Source organism: Pseudomonas sp. BN505 (assembly GCF_029873175.1).
Lineage (GTDB): Bacteria > Pseudomonadota > Gammaproteobacteria > Pseudomonadales > Pseudomonadaceae > Aquipseudomonas > Aquipseudomonas putida.
The window spans coordinates 170,756-188,112 of sequence record NZ_SSOI01000013.1 but is presented as its reverse complement, the minus strand read 5'-3'; the positions used below and the strand labels follow the sequence as shown (position 1 = coordinate 188,112).

Genomic DNA, 17,357 nt, shown 5'->3' with positions numbered 1-17,357 from the left:
CAAGCAAAGCCTTAGTCTTGTTGGGCTACAGCGATGTTCATACAACTTGTCCACAGAAACGCCAACAGAGTTTGTGAGCAAAGTACGAATGTGCAGCACCTGGGATGTGGATAAGCGATTCAACGCCTTGAAAATCATGGAACAGAAGATATTCATGCCCATTTGATCATTTTTCAATCAACTCCTCACAAGCCACGACCTGCGCGGCTTTCAGGCAGTGCCGAACAGATTATCCACAGACCCGCTAACAGCGATTGTGGGCAAAACCAGCTGGAGGCACGCATATCTGTGTCTGAGGAGCCGGCTCAGAGTTGATCAGTTTATGATCAAAACCCTGCAAGCCCCGTTATATATGGTCCCCAGCCATGCACCAACACTTTATCCACACCTTGGCGAACAGATTCCGGGGGCAAAACACAGGCGTACCTGATAGTTCTGCCATTTTCGTGAAATGCAGCGATGTGATGGGGTACTGGTTACTGCTTTGGCATTACCCAGGAGTAACTTATGCACAGCCGCCAGGAGGGCACTGTGAAGTGGTTCGATGACGGGCGGGGCATTGGGCTACTGGGCGTTCAATGTAGCCAGGGAACATCATTAGTCTGTCAGGGCCAATTGCCGGCAAGCCAGCTCCCACAGGTATTTCACTGAACCCGTAGGCAGTGGTGATCCTGTGGGAGCTGGCTTGCCGGCGATGAGGCCAGTAAAGGTCTTAGCGCAGCACGCCCTCTTCCACCAGCAGCTTGAGGATGGCCTCAGCGCCTTCCTGTGGCGAAACGTCCTTCAGCACCTTGCCACCGCCACCACTGGCCTTGGCTGTTGCTGCTTTCATGCGGTCTGCACCGCTCTTGGCCTTGATCACCTTCAGGCGCTTGGGCCGAGGGCGGGCCGGTTGCAACTCGGCATGGGCCAGCAACTCATCTTCGACAATAGCCACATTACGCGCCGCCAGCACACCACGTCGCGCGGGCCCGAATGCGCTCTGGCGCGGCTTGGGCGCAGCGTTATCCACAGTCGCCAGCAACGGCAGGCGCACTTTCAGCCGGCGCCGCTGGCCCCGCGGCAAGGCCTGCAATACCTGAGCGGTGCCGTTCTCGATCGACTCCACCTCGGCCAACCCCACGATCAACGGCCAGCCAAGCTTTTCGGCCAGCAGGAATGGCAACATGCCCGACCCTTCACCCGTCTCGGCCTGGCTACCGGTCAGCACCAGCTGTGCTCCGGCGTCGCGCAGGTAATCCCCCAGCACGCCCAGCACATCGGCACCGGCCGGCTGCTCCAGCACGTCAAGATGATCCAGACCCATGCCCAGGTAAGCGCGCAAAGCCTCTTCCTGTGGATTGCCAGCATGTACCACCTGCAAGTTATCCCCAGCCAGCTGCAAACCCAGTTCCACGGCGCGGGCATCCTGCTCGGCGCGCCGGGCGCGCCCGGAGCTTGGGTGGGCACCGATTGAAACCAGGCTGATCACTTTCGTACTCATGCTCGTGCCCTTATGCCGCGTCGCGCTGGCCGCCGCTGCGGTAGTTGTCCACAGCCTCGATCAATGCCTTGAGAATCGCCGAACTGTCGCCAATCACCGACAGGTCCGCCCGTTTGATCATGTCGCAACCCGGGTCCATGTTGATCGCCACCACCTTGTCGCAGGCGCCGATGCCCTGAAGGTGCTGGATGGCACCCGAGATACCCACAGCCACGTACACGCGCGCGGTAACCCAGGTGCCGGTAGCACCCACCTGGCGGTTGCGCGGCATGAAGCCGTCGTCCACCGCCACCCGCGAGGCGCCTTCGGTGGCGCCAAGGGCTGCGGTGGCCTGGTGGTACAGGTCCCAGTCCTTGACCCCGTTGCCGCCCGAGATGATGAACTCGGCCTCGGCCATGGCAATGGTGGCCGGGTCCACGGCCACCGAGCCCAGGTCTTCGATGCGCGACAGGCTGCGCGCCACGCTTGTGGACAACTCCACCGGCAAGGCTTCGTGACGGGTTTCGCTAACCGGCTCGGCGCACTCGGCAGCCGCCAGGATCAGCCGTGGCACCGCACGTTGCAGGTCTTGCTGGCCAGCACCGGCGCGGCCGATGCACTGGCCGTCCTTGACCTGCCATACGCGCGTGGCCGGGCGCTCGCCCAGCGCCGCGCCCAGGCGTCGGCCCAGTTCGCCGCCACCGGTGCGGCTGTCAGGCAGCAGCCAGTGGCGCGGGGTAAACTGGTTATCCACAGCCCGCAGGCCCTGCACCAGTTGCTCCGGTGCATAACCCTCGAAGGCCTCGCCCTCGACGACCAGCAGGCGGTCGACGCCAGCTGTGGAAAAGTTGCTTTCCTTATGCTCGTTAAAGACCACCGCCAGCACCGCGCCGTCACTGCCGGCCAGGCTGTGGGCCAGGCCGAGCAGGTCGCGGTCGTGACTGCTCAGGCGGCCACCGACCATGTCCGGCACCACCGCGATGTAGAACGCCGGCGCCGGTACCTGGTGCAGCGGCAGCTTGACCTCTGCCGCCGCGGTGCGCCGCCCGCCCACACCGGTACCCTGCTGGGCGCCGCTGCGGTCGATGCGCTTGATGCCGGCCGGGCCGATGAAGCCTGCGGCAATCGCATGGGGGTTCTTGCGGATGACGCCATTGGGCCCCATCCAGCTGGTTTGTTGCGTCTGCATGGCCGCGTGCAGCGGGTGCAGGCGGTTACGGGCGATCCACTCGGCGCGGGGGTCGCGGCGGATAATGTCGCTCATCAGTGCACCTCCGCAGGTTCACGTTTGGCCGTTTGCGGCTTTGCGGCAGACGGCGCATCCTCTTCGATCAGCACGTCGGCCACCAGCTCCGCCAGGTCCTTGATCTGTGGGCGCGGCTCGACCACGCCTTCGAGCATGGCGGTGCACTGTGGGCAACCCACGGCCACCAACTCGGCCTCGGTTTCGCGAATGTCGTCCATGCGCATGTCGGGGATACGCTGCTTGCCCGGGATGTCGGTGATCGGTGCACCGCCGCCACCGCCGCAGCAACGGGAACGGAAGCCCGAGCGCTGCATCTCGCGCACTTCGATACCCAGCGCCTTGAGCACTTCACGCGGCGCTTCGTACTCACCGTTGTAGCGGCCCAGATAGCACGGGTCGTGGTAGGTGACGCTGCCGCCCTTGTGCTGGCCCAGGTTGAGCTTGTTGGCCGCGATCAGTTCGGCCATGTAGGTACTGTGGTGCTGCACCTGGTACTCGCCGCCCAATGCGCCGTACTCGTTCTTCAGCACATGGAAGCTGTGCGGGTCGCAGGTGACGATGCGCTGGAACTTGTATTTGGCCAGGGTCTGGATGTTGCGTTTGGCCAGTTGCTGGAAGGTCGCTTCGTCGCCCAGGCGGCGGGCCACGTCGCCACTGTCGCGTTCTTCCAGCCCGAGCACGGCAAAGTCCACGCCAGAGGCCTTCAGTACTTTGACAAACGAACGCAGGGTGCGCTGGTTGCGCATGTCGAAGGCACCGTCGCCAACCCAGAACAGCACTTCGGTGGTTTTCACCTCCGACAGCAGTTTCAGGTTGAGGTCGGCAGCCCAGTTCATGCGACCGCCGGGGGCGAAGCCGCCGGGGTTGTCGGTGGCGATCAGGTTGTCCAGCACCTCGGCGCCCTTGTTCGGAGTGGCGCCCTTTTCCAGGGTGAGGTGGCGGCGCATGTCGACGATGGCATCGACGTGCTCGATCATCATCGGGCATTCCTCGACGCAGGCACGGCAGGTGGTGCACGACCACAGCGTTTCAGCGTCGACCAGGCCATTGACGATAGGCTGGTGCGGATGGCCGCCGTGCTCACCGATCGGCTTGCCGGGGTAAGGGCTACCGGCGAACTTGGCGTCCGTGCCACCGGCCAGGCCGATGACCATGTCCTGGATGAGCTTTTTCGGGTTCAGCGGCTGGCCAGCAGCAAAAGCCGGGCACATGGCTTCACATTTACCGCACTGCACGCAGGCATCGAAGCCCAGCAGCTGGTTCCAAGTGAAGTCAGCCGGTTTTTCCACGCCCAGCGGCGCGTTGGGGTCTTCCAGGTCCAGCGGCTTGAGGCCGGTGGAACGGCCGCCGCCAAAGCGCTCGGCGCGGCGGTGCCAGGCCAGGTGCAGCGCACCGGCGAAGGCGTGCTTCATCGGGCCGCCCCAGGTCATGCCGAAGAACAGCTCCGACACGCCCCACAGCACGCCCAGGCCGAGCACTGCGACCATCACCCAGCCACCCGTGTTGGCAGGCAGGATGCCGGCGACCGGCAGGGTGGCAATGAAGAAGCTTGCAGCGAACACCAGCAGGCTCTTCGGCAAGCGCATCCACGGGCCTTTGGACAGGCGCGCAGGCGGGTTGAGGCGGCGCTTGAAGACAAAGATGGCGCCAGTGAACATGATCACCGTGGCCACCAGCAGCGCGTAGCCGAGGATTTTGCTCTGCAGGCCAAAGCCATGCACCAGAATCGCCAGCGCGGCCGACAGCACGAAGCCGCCAGCGGTGGCCACGTGGGTCTTGGACATGTACTTGTCGCGCTCGACGACGTGGTGCAGGTCCACCAGGTAACGGCGCGGCATGGCCAGCAGGCCGCCGATCAGGTCGACCTTGGAGGCCCGGCCACGCCGCCACATGCGCACCCGGCGCAGGGCGCCGAGCACCGCCAGGCCAAGGGCAGCGAACAGCAGGATGGGTAGAAGGGTGTTCAACATGGGAGGCTCCCACAACAGCTAGATTCTTGCGCCACCCCAAAGGCCAGCGCGGACCCCTGTAGGAGCGGCCTTGTGCCGCGAAAGGGCTGCGTAGCGGCCCCAGCATCCTTGATACCGATGAAATGCTGGGGGCCGCTTCGCGACCCTTTCGCGGCACAAGGCCGCTCCTACAGGGGGGCCAGTCCCGCCTCTAGAAAGGCGGTGCGATCAGAAATCCTTGCACAGGCGCAAGGCGTCGTAGATCGCCGCATGCACGTTGCGCTGGGCCACGCAGTCGCCGATGCGGTACAGCAGGTAACCTTCGCCCGGCTGGCTGAGGATCGGCTGTGGCTTGATGGCAAACAGCGCCTCCACATCGATCTGGCCCTTGTTGCGCGAGCCCTCTTTCAGCGCGTAGTACAGCTGTTCATCAGGCCGCACGCCGTTCTCGATCACCACCTGGTCGACCACGCGTTCTTCCTTGGCGCCGGTGTACTCGTTCTCCAGCACCGCCACCAGCTTGTCGCCTTCGCGGTAGACCTTTTCCAGCATCATGTCGCCGGTCATGATCACTTCTTTCGGGTACATGCTGCGGTAGTAGGTCGGGAAGGTCGTGCCGCCCATGGCCACGCCCGGCTTGATGTCGTCGGTGACGATTTCAACCTGGCTGCCTTTGTCGGCAATGTAGTCTGCTGCCGACATGCCGGTGAATTCACAAATGGTGTCGTACACCAGCACGTTCTTGCCCGGCGCAACCTTGCCGTCGAGCACGTCCCAGCTGCTGACCACCAGCCCTTCGGCAGCGCCCCAGTGCTCGTTCTGCTCGACAAACGGATGGCCGCCCACCGCCAGCACGATAACGTCCGGGCGCAGGTCCTGGATGGCGTCCACGCTGGCAGCGGTGCCCAGGCGCAGGTCCACTTTCAGGCGCGCCAGCTCCAGCTGGTACCAGCGGGTGATGCCGGCGATCTGGTCACGCTGCGGTGCCTTGGCGGCAATGGTGATCTGCCCGCCGATCTGGTCTTTCTTCTCGAACAGGGTCACATCGTGCCCACGTTCGGCAGCCACGCGGGCTGCTTCCATGCCGGCAGGGCCGGCGCCAACCACCACCACCTTGCGTTTGACGCCGGTGGTTTTTTCGATGATGTGCGGCACACCCATGTATTCACGGGAGGTCGCGGCGTTCTGGATGCACAGCACATCCAGGCCCTGATACTGGCGGTCGATGCAGTAGTTGGCACCGACGCACTGCTTGATCTGGTCAATCTGGCCCATCTTGATCTTGGCGATCAGGTGCGGGTCGGCCATGTGCGCACGGGTCATGCCGACCATGTCCACGTAGCCGCCTTCAAGAATGCGCGTGGCCTGGTTCGGGTCCTTGATGTTCTGCGCGTGCAGCACCGGGACCTTGACCACTTCCTTGATGCCGGCTGCCAGGTGCAGGAACGGCTCTGGCGGGTAGCTCATGTTGGGGATGACGTTCGCCAGGGTGTTGTGGGTGTCGCAGCCCGAGCCGACCACGCCGATGAAGTCGAGCATGCCGGTGCCGTCGTAGTAGGCGGCAATCTGCTTCATGTCCTCGTGGCTGAGGCCATCGGGGTGGAACTCGTCACCACAGATGCGCATGCCCACGCAGAAGTCGTCGCCCACTTCGGCGCGCACGGCTTTGAGTACTTCCAGGCCGAACTTCATGCGGCCTTCAAACGTGCCGCCCCATTCGTCGGTACGCTTGTTGACCCGCGGGCTCCAGAACTGGTCGATCATGTGCTGGTGCACGGCCGACAGTTCCACGCCGTCCAGGCCGCCCTCTTTGGCACGCCGCGCAGCCTGGGCGTAGTTGCCGATGACACGCCAGATCTCTTCCACCTCGATGGTCTTGCAGGTGGCGCGGTGCACCGGTTCGCGGATGCCCGACGGCGACATCAGGGTCGGCCAGTTGAAGCCGTCCCAGCGCGAGCGACGGCCCATGTGGGTAATCTGGATCATGATCTTGGCGCCATGCTTGTGCATGGCGTCGGCCAGGTTCTGGAAGTGCGGGATGATGCGGTCGGTCGACAGGTTGACCGACGCCCACCATTCCTGCGGGCTGTCGATGGCGACCACGGACGAGCCGCCGCAGATCGCCAGGCCGATACCGCCCTTGGCCTTCTCTTCGTAGTACTTCACGTAGCGGTCGGTCGTCATGCCGCCGTCAGTGGCGTAGACCTCGGCGTGCGCGGTGCTGAGCACACGGTTGCGGATGGTCAGTTTGCCGATCTGGATCGGCTGGAACATTGCTTCGAATGCCATGACGCTATCTCCGGCTTACAACGGCTTTGTAACGAACAGGCCATCTTCGTGGCCTTCTTCCGAACCGCCGTAGACCTGTTCGGCCACGGTGCGGATCGAGCTGCCGCGGGCAGCAAGAATCTGGTCCATTGCGCCGGCGAACCAGCCGGTGAACATGTAGTCGACCTTGCGGCCAACCTTGCCGTACACGTACACGAACGCCGAATGCTTGAGTTTGACGCTGCAGGTGCCTTTGTCCAGGTCGATGTCCTGGATCTCGAACAGGCCCCAGCCACGCTGGCTCAGGCGCTTCATGTAGTGCTCGAACACCGCCACGCCTTCCAGGCCATGGCACTCGGCTTCCTTTTCACACCAGTGCCAGGCGGACTTGTAGCCGGCCTTGTAGAGGATCTCGGCATAGGCGTCGGCGCCCAGAACTTCCTCGATGCCGATGTGGTTGTTGACGAAGAAATGGCGCGGCACGTACAGCATCGGCAAGGCGTCGCTGGTCCAGACACCGGTCTCGCTGTCGACTTCAATTGGCAATTGCGGGGCGATCTTGGCCATGGAAACTCAACTCCATACAAATTTTATGTGGGTGCCCCGGCGTTGCTGGCAGGGGCTATCAGGCTTGGAGAGCGGCTTACTCGCCCCAGACGTCCTTGAGGACGTTGACCCAGTTCTCGCCCATGATCTTGCGCACCACACGCTCGGAGTGGCCGCGCTTGAGCAAGGTTTCGGTGAGGTTGGGGAATTCGCCCACGGTGCGGATGCCCAGCGGGTTGATGATCTTGCCGAAGTTGGTCAGGCGACGGGCGTAGCCCTTGTCGTGGGTCAGGTACTCGAAGAAGTCCTGCCCATGGCCCTGGGTGAAGTCGGTGCCGATACCGATGGCGTCTTCACCGACGATGTTCATGGTGTACTCGATGGCTTCGGCGTAGTCGTCAATGGTCGAGTCGATGCCTTTGGCCAGGAACGGCGCGAACATGGTCACGCCGACGAAGCCGCCGTGGTCGGCGATGAATTTCAGCTCTGCGTCCGACTTGTTGCGCGGGTGCTCTTTAAGGCCCGACGGCAGGCAGTGGGAGTAGCAGACCGGTTTTTTCGATTCGAGGATCACCTCTTCGGAGGTCTTGGAGCCGACGTGGGACAGGTCGCACATGATGCCGACGCGGTTCATTTCCGCCACGATCTCGCGGCCGAAGCCCGACAGCCCGCCGTCACGCTCGTAGCAGCCGGTGCCCACCAGGTTCTGGGTGTTGTAGCACATCTGCACGATGCCCACGCCCAGCTGCTTGAACACGTCCACATAGGCGATCTGGTCTTCGAACGCATGGGCGTTCTGGAAGCCGAAGAGGATGCCGGTCTTGCCCAGTTCCTTGGCCTTGCGGATGTCGGCGGTGGTACGCACCGGCATCACCAGGTCGCTGTTGTCGCGGATGAGCTTCTGGCTGGCGGCGATCTGGTCAACGGTTGCCTTGAAGCCTTCCCAGACCGACACCGTGCAGTTGGCCGCAGTCAGCCCGCCTTTGCGCATGTCCTCGAACAGCTCGCGGTTCCATTTGGCAATGATCAGGCCGTCGATGACGATGCTGTCGGCGTGAAGTTCGGCTGGGCTCATCAGGCTGTCCCCTTTTATTGAATGGTTGGCGCCAAACCTTGTGCCGGCGCTTTGGGGCCAGCATATGCCTGTGCCCAAAGGCGCCCCGATGCAAAAACGACAGGGGGTTTGCCGAAAGCGTCAATGCGCGACAACACGCCCTCTGGCACGCCGTCTGGCGATGAGAGGCAGTCGCGTTAACGACCTTTCGGGCTGCTTTATGAACATTTGGACAGGTGGCTACCCAGGCGCCTTCGTCTGAGCGAGAATCCCTGCGATTCGTCAGCCTGTTGAGGAGAAAAGGGATGAAATCATTGGCATGGCTGGCGCTGCTGGCCGTCGTATCGGGCGCCCAGGCCGGCGAGGAAGAAAGCACCCCGTGCGACAACGTCGACACCGACCAACAGACCTACGCCTGCGCTGCGTTCAACAAGCAGACGGCCGAGCGGGAGCTGAAGTCGGCTTACGATGACTTGATCCAGCGCATTCGCGATCAATATGCCGACGAAAACGACCAGGCCACTGCCCTGATCGGGCGCATGGACGCGGCAGAGAAGCTGTGGATGCAACTGCGCGATGCTGATTGCAAGGTCGAGACCTATGCCGAGAAGCAAGGGAGCAAGGCATTCCAGGCGGCCTGGGATACCTGCGTGGCCCAGCGCAGTGACGACCGGTCGGAGTATTTGCAGTCCATCGGCCAGCAGTGAAAACCCTGTTTCCTGCGCAGGCCCTATCGCCGGCAAGCCAGCTCCCACAGGTACCCCATGGCATTCAAAGGCTGTGCAATACCTGTGGGAGCTGGCTTGCCAGCGATAGGGCCAGTGCAGGAGGAAATCAAACTGCCCTGGCCAACCTGTCCTCCCGCGGGCAACGCTGGTACCGCGCCCGGTAACAACGGGTAAAGTACGAAGCCGACTCGAACCCGCAAGCCACCCCCACCTCCAGCACACTCATGTCGGTCTGGCGCAACAACTGCCGCGCCTTGTCCAGCCGCAGTCGCAGATAGAAACCACTGGGCGTGTCGTCCAAGTGCACACGAAACAGCCGTTCCAGCTGGCGCCGGGTCACCTGCACCGCTTCAGCCAGCACCTGGGTATTGAGCGGCTGTTCGGTGTTGCGCTCCATTTCGCCAATCACCTTCACCAGCTTCTTGTTGCTGATGCCATAGCGGCTGGCGATCTGCATGCGCTGGTGGTCCTGTCGCTGGCGGATACGCCCGAGCACGAATTGCTCCGACACCTGCACCGCCAGTTCACTGCCGTGGGCCTGTGCAATCAGGTCGAGCATCAGGTCAATGGACGCCGTGCCGCCAGCGCAAGTGATGCGCCGCCGGTCGATCTCGAACAGCTCCTGGGTCGCCTGCAGGCTCGGGTAGTTTTCCTTGAACGCTTCCAGCGCCTCCCAGTGCACGGTGGCGCGGTGGCCGTCGAGCAGGCCGGCCTCGGCCAGTACCACTGCACCCGTGTCGATGCCGCCGAGTATCACCCCTTCATGATCCAGGCGGCGTAGCACCTGTTGCAGCGCCTGGCCATAACAGGCCAGGGGATCGAAACCGGCCACGATCAGCAGGATGCCGGCAGGCTCGCCCGCGGCCAGCGCCGCATCGGCGTTTACCGACATGCCGTTGCTAGCCTGCACCGCACCGCCATCCAGGCTCAATACCTGCCAACGGTAGGACGGCCCCTTGAACCGGTTGGCTACCCGCAGCGGCTCCAGGGCACTGATGAAGCCCATGGCCGAGAACCCGGGCAACAGCAGAAATTGAATGTTTTGCAGCATTGCATGCTCCACGGCAAAGGTGGTCGCCTCCGTGCAAGTGTTGGTCGCCAGGGTGCGATTTTTCACCCTGCGTGCAGCGTAGCGTGTTCACACGGCCCAGAGAGACCGAACCCCATAACAATATGCACTGCCGATGGAGAGCCACCATGCACAGCTTGATCCGCCGCAGCCTGTTGACCCTTGCCCTGAGCAGCATCGCCACCTCCCCGCTTTACGCCGCCGAACCTGCGGCCTGCAAGAATGTCCGCCTGGGCGTGGTCAACTGGACCGACGTCATCGCCACCAGCGCCATGGCGCAGGTGCTGCTCGACGGCCTGGGCTACCAGACCAAACAGACCAGCGCCTCGCAGCAGATCATCTTCGCCGGCATCCGCGACAAGCGCCTGGATATGTTCCTGGGTTACTGGAACCCGATCATGACCCAGACCATCACCCCGTTCATCGATGCCCAGCAGGTGAAGGTGCTGGAAAAGCCCAGCCTGGAAGATGCCCGGGCGACCCTGGCAGTGCCGAAGTACCTGTATGACAAAGGCCTGAAGACCTTCGCCGACATCCACAAGTTCGAGAAGGAGCTGGGCGGCAAGATCTACGGCATCGAGCCCGGTTCCGGCGCCAACACCCAGATCAAGGCGATGATCACCAAGAACCAGTTCGGCCTGGGCAAGTTCCAGCTGGTCGAGTCCAGCGAGGCCGGCATGCTTGCTGCCGTCGACCGCGCCGTGCGGCGCAAGGAGGCCGTGGTGTTCTTCGGCTGGGCGCCGCACCCGATGAACGTGAACATCGACATGGCCTACCTGGGCGAGAGCCAGGACGCCCTGGGCCCGGACGAAGGCCGCGCAACGGTGTGGACAGTGACTGCCCCGGACTACGCCGAACGCTGCCCCAACGCCCACCGCCTGTTGGCCAACCTGAACTTCAGCGCCGAGGACGAGAGCCGCATGATGCAGCCGCTGCTCGACCACAAGGATGCGCTGGAATCGGCCCGCCAGTGGCTCAAGGACCACCCCGATGACAAAGCCCGCTGGCTTGAGGGCGTGACCACCTTCGATGGCAAGCCGGCCGCAGACAACCTCAAGCTTACTGCCAACTGATCCGGCCCTTTCGCGGGCACGCCCGCTCCCACAGGTTCTCCCTACGCCCAGGGTTCACGCGAACCCTGTGGGAGCTGGCTTGCCGGCGATAGGGCCAGCACAGACAACACAAGGAACCCCGCCATGAACCACGACGTCATCATCACCTGCGCCCTCACCGGCGCCGGTGACACCGCCTCGAAAAGCCACCTGGTCCCGGTCACCCCCAAACAGATCGCCGAAGCCGCCGTCGAGGCCGCCAAGGCCGGCGCCACCGTGGTCCACTGCCACGTCCGCGACCCGCAGACCGGCCGCTTCAGCCGCGATGTGGCGCTGTACCGCGAAGTCATGGAACGCATCCGTGAAGCCGACGTGGACATCATCGTCAACCTCACTGCCGGCATGGGCGGCGACCTGGAAATCGGCCCGGGTGAAACGCCGCTGGAGTTCGGCCCGGGCACCGACCTGATCGGCCCGCTGGAGCGCCTGGCCCATGTCGAAGCGCTGCTGCCGGAAATCTGCACCCTCGACTGCGGCACCCTCAACTTCGGCGACGGCAACTCGATCTACGTGTCCACCCCGGCCCAACTGCGCGCCGGCGCCAAACGCATCACCGAACTGGGCGTGAAAGCCGAACTGGAAATCTTCGACACCGGCCACCTGTGGTTCGCCAAGCAAATGATGAAGGAAGGCCTGCTCGAAGACCCGCTGTTCCAGCTGTGCCTGGGCATCCCGTGGGGCGCACCGGCCGACACCACCACCATGAAGGCGATGGTGGACAACCTGCCTGCCAACGTCACTTGGGCCGGCTTCGGCATCGGCCGCATGCAGATGCCCATGGCCGCCCAGGCCGTTTTGCTCGGCGGCAATGTGCGGGTGGGCCTGGAAGACAACTTGTATCTGGACCGTGGGGTGCTGGCCAGCAATGGCCAACTGGTGGAACGCGCAAGCGAGATCATCACCCGCATGGGTGGCCGCGTGCTCAGCCCGGCAGAAGGCCGGGAAAAAATGAACCTCAAGCGCCGCTGATCCATTCAGGAGACCGATATGCCCTTCATCACCGAGATAAAGACCTTTGCCGCCCTGGGTAGCGGCGTGATCGGCAGCGGCTGGGTCGCCCGCGCCCTCGCCCACGGACTGGATGTGGTCGCCTGGGACCCGGCGCCCGGTGCCGAACAGGCGCTGCGCAAACGTATCGCCAACGCCTGGCCGGCGCTTGAAAAACAAGGCCTGGCCCAAAGTGCCTCCCAGGACCGGCTGAAGTTCGTCAGCACCATCGACGAATGCGTGCGCAACGCCGATTTCATCCAGGAAAGCGCACCGGAGCGGCTGGACCTCAAGCTCGACCTGCACGCAAAAATCAGCGCCGCCGCCAAGCCCGATGCCATCATCGGTTCCAGCACTTCAGGCCTGCTGCCCAGCGAATTCTATGAGTCGTCGACTCACCCAGAACGCTGCGTTGTCGGCCACCCGTTCAATCCGGTGTACCTGCTGCCGCTGGTCGAGATTGTCGGCGGTAGCCGCACCTCACCCCAGGCCATTGAAGCTGCCAAAACCATCTACACCGCACTCGGCATGCGCCCGCTGCATGTGCGCAAGGAAGTGCCAGGCTTCATCGCCGACCGCCTGCTCGAAGCGCTCTGGCGCGAGGCCTTGCACCTGGTCAACGACGGCATTGCCACCACGGGCGAAATCGACGACGCGATTCGCTTCGGCGCAGGCTTGCGCTGGTCGTTTATGGGCACGTTCCTTACCTACACCCTGGCCGGTGGCGATGCCGGCATGCGCCACTTCATGTCACAGTTCGGCCCCGCCCTGAAGCTGCCCTGGACCTACCTGCCAGCACCGGAACTGACCGACAAGCTGATCGACGATGTGGTGAACGGTACCTCTGAGCAACAGGGCGAGCGCAGTATCGCTGCACTGGAGCGCTACCGTGACGACACCCTGCTGGCGGTACTGGAAGCGGTGAAAACCAGCAAGGCCAGCCACGGCATGTCGTTTAGCGATTAAGGAGACCAAGATGCCCGCTCTGATCACCTACCGCACCACGGTCCAGGAGGACTGGGTCGATTACAACGGCCACCTGCGGGATGCCTTCTACCTGCTGATCTTCAGCTACGCGACCGATGCCCTGATGGAGCGCATTGGCCTGGACGCCGACAGCCGCGGGCAAAGCGGTAATTCACTGTTCACGCTGGAGGCGCATATCAATTATCTGCACGAGGTGAAGCTGGGCACCGAGGTGTGGGTGCAGACGCAGATCATCGGCTTTGATCGCAAGCGTCTTCACGTGTATCACAGCCTGCACCGGGCAGGGTTCGACGAGGTGCTGGCGGCGAGCGAGCAGATGTTACTGCACGTGGACCTTGCGGGGCCGAAGTCAGCGCCTTTTGGGCACACGACTGTTTGCCGATTGAATCACTTGGTAGAGCAACAGGAGGGGGCGCAGGCGCCGCAATATATGGGGCGTACGATAAAACTTCCTTCCTGAAAAACCAGAAAACCGGCGCCAGGGTCTCCATAGATACGAAGCACCTTGGCGCCTTCACTCGCCACAATCAGACAGAGTAGAAGCGGATAATCATAACGATCACTCGTATGACACCCTATAGACTGGCCCTATCAGTCTTCTCGTAAATGTGAACCCCTCTGGTTTACCACCGCCAGAATGAACGCTCGTGATAACAAAATCCCCAGAAAAGTTACTGCCCGTATAGCAGCTCCTTACTGTGTAAAAAATGTTGGAGAAGCATAATTTTCTCGGAGTCGAACCGCTGTAGAAGTCTTTTACCTCTACCCGTACGGGATCGACATCATTATCCTTGCATTCCGTATACCAAGAGAGCAGCGCTTGTTCACCCGGTTTTAAATCAATGAAGCAACCCCGGTTCGCCCCATACAACCACAAACGAACGCGATGAGCAGGGTCCGGATAAAAATTGGCAACAGTGTCCCGATTTTCGTTGAAAGTCCGCGCCACATCATTTTTATCTACCGTACCTATGGGACCCCCTTGATACTGCAACCGCGGGTTTGAATGATAGGGAATGGCGCCATGCGACGTTCGCATCTGCGTATGGAAATTTGGCGCTGTATGCTTGTAGCCATAAGCGTAAGGGGTAGGGACTCACCTGGATCCTCATCGTTATGATGAGGCCCACATGTTATGCCCTCGTTCATGGGCTAACGCACCATAGCAACTAAATGACCGAGAAAGCCTTGTCCAGGTACGCTGGCGTTGTAAATATCCGACAGCTCGTACACGGCATCGACTTTGCTATTGATCAAGTATTGGTTGGCGTCTGTAACGCCTGAACCAATTCGATCTTGTGATTCGGAAATAGCGCCTTGGACTGCCGGGTTGTCACGAATAGCACCCTAATCGTACTTTTTGACGACAGAGGCTGGTCAGTACCCGATTGCCTCTCAAGGGCGGCGCGGTCCTGGTCTGGCTTGATCTGAAACAGCGTATCCGCCGAACTTTCGAGATAGTGTGTAGGATCCGAAGCTGTGCATCCTCCAAAAAGAAACACAGTACCAAGCAAGCAGAATTTCAATTGTTTCCGTTTCATGTCCATGCTCCAACTATCGGAGCCTTACTTGACCACGGGCATCGCCCCCAACAACTGACATAAATAACAGTTGCAAAAATTTATGCCTAAAAGCCGTGAGCTACCGAGGCCAAGAGCGAGCACCTCCACTGTGCGTGTGCGTGAGCGAGGGTGACCAAACCCTCTCCACCACGCCCGGCATGCACCCGCTGCATGTGCGCAAGGCACTGCCCGATTTCATCGCCGACAACTTTCTTGACGGTAATTGGGTGAGTAATGGAATCCGGGGCGCATATTACGCCCCGAATTTACGGTAACACTCAAGGTGCGGGAGGCCGTCTCGCTGGACCAAATCCATAGAAGCTGTGATGCACGGAACCGTTCATAGAACCGCCACCACCCGGAGTCCTGACCAGCCCCGCGGGCAACCCGCTACCCTCGTCCCAATTTTTGATCGAGAAATTACCTTGGTAGGCTCCGGTGAAACAGAGGCTTTGAACAAAATCCGCATTGTAAAAGCAAAGCTTGCTGTCGCCCCCCCCAAAAGCAAATACCTTAGCGGAGCGTGACTTTCCGTCACTGAGCGCTGCACACTGCGGCCAGTCGGACAGGCTGCCTCCAGAACCCCTGCCCAGACGAAACTCGCAAGATGCTCCCTGATGATCCGGAAGCGAATGCAACTGAATGGTCAACATATAATCATTTTTATATTCAACATGTTGAACGTCACCGTTAAATGCGTCATCGCCAACCTTCCCCTCGCGATACAACCCCGACGGTAGCGCACCTGCTGCTTTAAGATCAGGCACCTCAAAGCTACCAGCAAACGAACCGCCATAACAAACTTCTTTATAGTTCTCCGATCGGAAGCAAAGTCTCATACCCGGGACAAAATTAAAAACTTTTGCAGACTTTGGCTGGTCGCAGGGTGGCTTACCCACACCTGACTCGAGAGACATGGCACACATATCACCCTGAAAATTTAAATCAGTGAACACCTGCATCCTCAAGGTGGGGTAAAAATTTTCAACGACTTCCCTGCGCTCATTAAAGGTGCGCGCCACATCATTCTTATCCACCGTACCTATCGGAACTCCTTCATATTGCAACCGCGGGTTTGAATGATAGGGAATGGCGCCATGCGACGTTCGCATCTGCGTATGGAAATTTGGCGCTGTATGCTTGTAGCCATAAGCGTAAGCGGGTATGCCCTGAACGGGAGACTCGTCACTATGCATAGCCCCCATATTATGCCCTAATTCGTGGCCTAACGCACCAAAACAACTAATGGACGAGAAAGCCGTCTCTTTGCGCGCTGGCATTTTTGCTATACCACAGTAAATACTATACGTGGAAAGCATCGATACCAGATCGGCGCGCGCTTTTTCACGTTCGATATGAATTGCGGCCCCTAATGGTTTATCAGCCATCATATCATTAAGCTGAGCCTGGGGTTCCTTGCCTGTTTCATCGTAGTCAGAATCGTAAAATCCACCCAGTTCGTACAAAGCCTCGACATTACTGTTACTCAAGTACAGGTTGGCCTTCAGTAACGCAAGTATCAATTCGAGCCCGTAATTCGGATATAGCGCCCTGGACTGCCGGGTTGTCACGAATAGCACCCTAATCTTACTTTTTGACGACAGAGGCGCAGTGAGTGACGGGGTATTACCCTGTGGTTGCACAGGAACAGCTATCGGCGCTGCTTCTGGTGGTAGTTTTGTTTCATCAACCTTGACCAAGACTTGCTGGCCTTTGCCAACCGCCGTTAACCGGTAGAGCTGCCCCTCCACCCGTATATCCCCAACGACCAGGTTGCCGTCGCTCACCAACGAAACCCAGTTGAGCGGATCCATATCTATTTCCGCAGGTGAGGGGTAGAGTTGTCTGCGATTGGAAGGCATATCGCCAACCCACCCTACCATTCCCGAAGTAACATTATCGCTTCTTGACAACTTGAAACTCACTGTTCTGCCGTCAGTCAGAGGCATTGATAGCATCGTCGTACCTTTCGATACAAGTCCAGGCTTGACCTGCACTTCTTTAACTTCAGCGTCTTCTGCCACATTCAACAAAAGTTTCAAATATTGGTCAGTACCGGATTGCCTCTCAAGGGCGGCGCGGTTCTGGTCTGGCTTGATCTGAAACAGCGTATCCGCCGAACTGTCGAGATGGTTTGTAGGGTCCGAAGCTGTGCAGCCTCCAAAAAGAATCACAGCTCCTATCAAGCAGAATTTCAATTGTTTCCGGTTCATGTTCATGCTCCAGATATCGGAGCCTTACTGGACCATGGGCATCGATTCCTAACAACTGACATAAATAACAGTTGCAAAAAATAACCCCGGAAAGCCGTGAGCTACCGGGGCCAAGAGCGAGCAACATCCACTGTGCGTGAGCGAGGGTGACCAAACCCTCGGGTACCGTGAATG

Annotated in this window: 14 protein-coding genes; 5 read left to right on the top strand and 9 right to left on the bottom strand. The window is 60.6% G+C overall.

Annotated elements, in window-relative coordinates; genetic code table 11:
- Nucleotides 1–712: 712 nt before the first annotated feature.
- The 6 genes from E8E78_RS01715 to E8E78_RS01690 form a co-directional block, all read right to left on the bottom strand.
- On the bottom strand, nucleotides 713–1,483 hold the full coding sequence (locus E8E78_RS01715) for an electron transfer flavoprotein subunit beta (RefSeq protein WP_084966525.1): 771 nt from the start codon (nucleotides 1,481–1,483) through the stop codon (nucleotides 713–715).
- A 10-nt stretch (nucleotides 1,484–1,493) separates the two neighbouring features.
- A complete protein-coding gene (locus tag E8E78_RS01710; RefSeq protein ID WP_049274012.1) occupies nucleotides 1,494–2,726 on the bottom strand; it encodes an electron transfer flavoprotein subunit alpha/FixB family protein in 1,233 nt (410 codons plus the stop codon).
- Nucleotides 2,726–4,678, bottom strand: coding sequence for a dimethylglycine demethylation protein DgcB (dgcB, locus tag E8E78_RS01705; RefSeq protein WP_049274010.1), 1,953 nt, complete (start codon nucleotides 4,676–4,678; stop codon nucleotides 2,726–2,728). Before dgcB ends, E8E78_RS01710 begins: the two co-directional genes overlap by 1 nt.
- A 207-nt stretch (nucleotides 4,679–4,885) precedes the next feature.
- Nucleotides 4,886–6,946: a dimethylglycine demethylation protein DgcA gene (gene dgcA / locus E8E78_RS01700; protein WP_016497620.1), complete on the bottom strand. Its 2,061-nt coding sequence runs from the start codon at nucleotides 6,944–6,946 to the stop codon at nucleotides 4,886–4,888.
- Nucleotides 6,947–6,961: 15 nt separating this feature from the next.
- Entirely contained in the window at nucleotides 6,962–7,492 is a 531-nt protein-coding gene (locus tag E8E78_RS01695) for a DUF5943 domain-containing protein (protein WP_016497619.1), read from the bottom strand.
- A 76-nt stretch (nucleotides 7,493–7,568) separates the two neighbouring features.
- Complete coding sequence (locus tag E8E78_RS01690; protein WP_009682902.1) at nucleotides 7,569–8,546, bottom strand: dipeptidase; 978 nt, start codon at nucleotides 8,544–8,546, stop codon at nucleotides 7,569–7,571.
- 284 nt (nucleotides 8,547–8,830) lie between these two features.
- Here E8E78_RS01690 and E8E78_RS01685 point away from each other — a divergent pair, with 284 nt between their 5' ends.
- Entirely contained in the window at nucleotides 8,831–9,232 is a 402-nt protein-coding gene (locus E8E78_RS01685; RefSeq protein WP_084966524.1) for a lysozyme inhibitor LprI family protein, read from the top strand.
- A 127-nt stretch (nucleotides 9,233–9,359) separates the two neighbouring features.
- Here the strand turns inward: E8E78_RS01685 and E8E78_RS01680 are convergent, their stop codons facing one another.
- Complete coding sequence (locus E8E78_RS01680) at nucleotides 9,360–10,304, bottom strand: GlxA family transcriptional regulator (protein WP_016497616.1); 945 nt, start codon at nucleotides 10,302–10,304, stop codon at nucleotides 9,360–9,362.
- A gap of 146 nt (nucleotides 10,305–10,450) precedes the next feature.
- Here E8E78_RS01680 and choX point away from each other — a divergent pair, with 146 nt between their 5' ends.
- The 4 genes from choX to E8E78_RS01660 all read left to right on the top strand — a co-directional run bounded on the left by choX (nucleotide 10,451) and on the right by E8E78_RS01660 (nucleotide 13,868).
- On the top strand, nucleotides 10,451–11,395 hold the full coding sequence (choX, locus tag E8E78_RS01675) for a choline ABC transporter substrate-binding protein (RefSeq protein ID WP_016497615.1): 945 nt from the start codon (nucleotides 10,451–10,453) through the stop codon (nucleotides 11,393–11,395).
- A 123-nt stretch (nucleotides 11,396–11,518) separates the two neighbouring features.
- Complete coding sequence (locus E8E78_RS01670; protein ID WP_043202848.1) at nucleotides 11,519–12,403, top strand: 3-keto-5-aminohexanoate cleavage protein; 885 nt, start codon at nucleotides 11,519–11,521, stop codon at nucleotides 12,401–12,403.
- An 18-nt stretch (nucleotides 12,404–12,421) separates the two neighbouring features.
- Nucleotides 12,422–13,387 carry an L-carnitine dehydrogenase gene (locus E8E78_RS01665; protein WP_280312467.1) on the top strand — a complete coding sequence of 322 codons (966 nt, stop codon included), beginning with the start codon at nucleotides 12,422–12,424 and terminating at the stop codon, nucleotides 13,385–13,387.
- Between the two features lie 10 nt (nucleotides 13,388–13,397).
- Nucleotides 13,398–13,868, top strand: a complete 471-nt coding sequence (locus tag E8E78_RS01660; RefSeq protein ID WP_061204165.1) for a thioesterase family protein — start codon at nucleotides 13,398–13,400, stop codon at nucleotides 13,866–13,868.
- A 793-nt stretch (nucleotides 13,869–14,661) separates the two neighbouring features.
- Here E8E78_RS01660 and E8E78_RS01655 read toward each other — a convergent pair.
- Nucleotides 14,662–14,949, bottom strand: coding sequence for a hypothetical protein (locus E8E78_RS01655; protein WP_049276712.1), 288 nt, complete (start codon nucleotides 14,947–14,949; stop codon nucleotides 14,662–14,664).
- Nucleotides 14,950–15,248: 299 nt separating this feature from the next.
- Nucleotides 15,249–17,183, bottom strand: a complete 1,935-nt coding sequence (locus tag E8E78_RS01650) for a zinc-dependent metalloprotease family protein (protein ID WP_084966522.1) — start codon at nucleotides 17,181–17,183, stop codon at nucleotides 15,249–15,251.
- Between the last annotated feature and the right edge of the window lie 174 nt (nucleotides 17,184–17,357).

What these genes read in the sequence shown, in the direction of transcription:
- E8E78_RS01715 (WP_084966525.1), bottom strand. Translation starts at nt 1,483, where the DNA reads ATGAGTACGAAAGTGATCAGCCTGGTTTCAATCGGTGCCCACCCAAGC.
- E8E78_RS01710 (WP_049274012.1), bottom strand. Translation starts at nt 2,726, where the DNA reads ATGAGCGACATTATCCGCCGCGACCCCCGCGCCGAGTGGATCGCCCGT.
- dgcB (WP_049274010.1), bottom strand. Translation starts at nt 4,678, where the DNA reads ATGTTGAACACCCTTCTACCCATCCTGCTGTTCGCTGCCCTTGGCCTG.
- dgcA (WP_016497620.1), bottom strand. Translation starts at nt 6,946, where the DNA reads ATGGCATTCGAAGCAATGTTCCAGCCGATCCAGATCGGCAAACTGACC.
- E8E78_RS01695 (WP_016497619.1), bottom strand. Translation starts at nt 7,492, where the DNA reads ATGGCCAAGATCGCCCCGCAATTGCCAATTGAAGTCGACAGCGAGACC.
- E8E78_RS01690 (WP_009682902.1), bottom strand. Translation starts at nt 8,546, where the DNA reads ATGAGCCCAGCCGAACTTCACGCCGACAGCATCGTCATCGACGGCCTG.
- E8E78_RS01685 (WP_084966524.1), top strand. Translation starts at nt 8,831, where the DNA reads ATGAAATCATTGGCATGGCTGGCGCTGCTGGCCGTCGTATCGGGCGCC.
- E8E78_RS01680 (WP_016497616.1), bottom strand. Translation starts at nt 10,304, where the DNA reads ATGCTGCAAAACATTCAATTTCTGCTGTTGCCCGGGTTCTCGGCCATG.
- choX (WP_016497615.1), top strand. Translation starts at nt 10,451, where the DNA reads ATGCACAGCTTGATCCGCCGCAGCCTGTTGACCCTTGCCCTGAGCAGC.
- E8E78_RS01670 (WP_043202848.1), top strand. Translation starts at nt 11,519, where the DNA reads ATGAACCACGACGTCATCATCACCTGCGCCCTCACCGGCGCCGGTGAC.
- E8E78_RS01665 (WP_280312467.1), top strand. Translation starts at nt 12,422, where the DNA reads ATGCCCTTCATCACCGAGATAAAGACCTTTGCCGCCCTGGGTAGCGGC.
- E8E78_RS01660 (WP_061204165.1), top strand. Translation starts at nt 13,398, where the DNA reads ATGCCCGCTCTGATCACCTACCGCACCACGGTCCAGGAGGACTGGGTC.
- E8E78_RS01655 (WP_049276712.1), bottom strand. Translation starts at nt 14,949, where the DNA reads ATGAAACGGAAACAATTGAAATTCTGCTTGCTTGGTACTGTGTTTCTT.
- E8E78_RS01650 (WP_084966522.1), bottom strand. Translation starts at nt 17,183, where the DNA reads ATGAACCGGAAACAATTGAAATTCTGCTTGATAGGAGCTGTGATTCTT.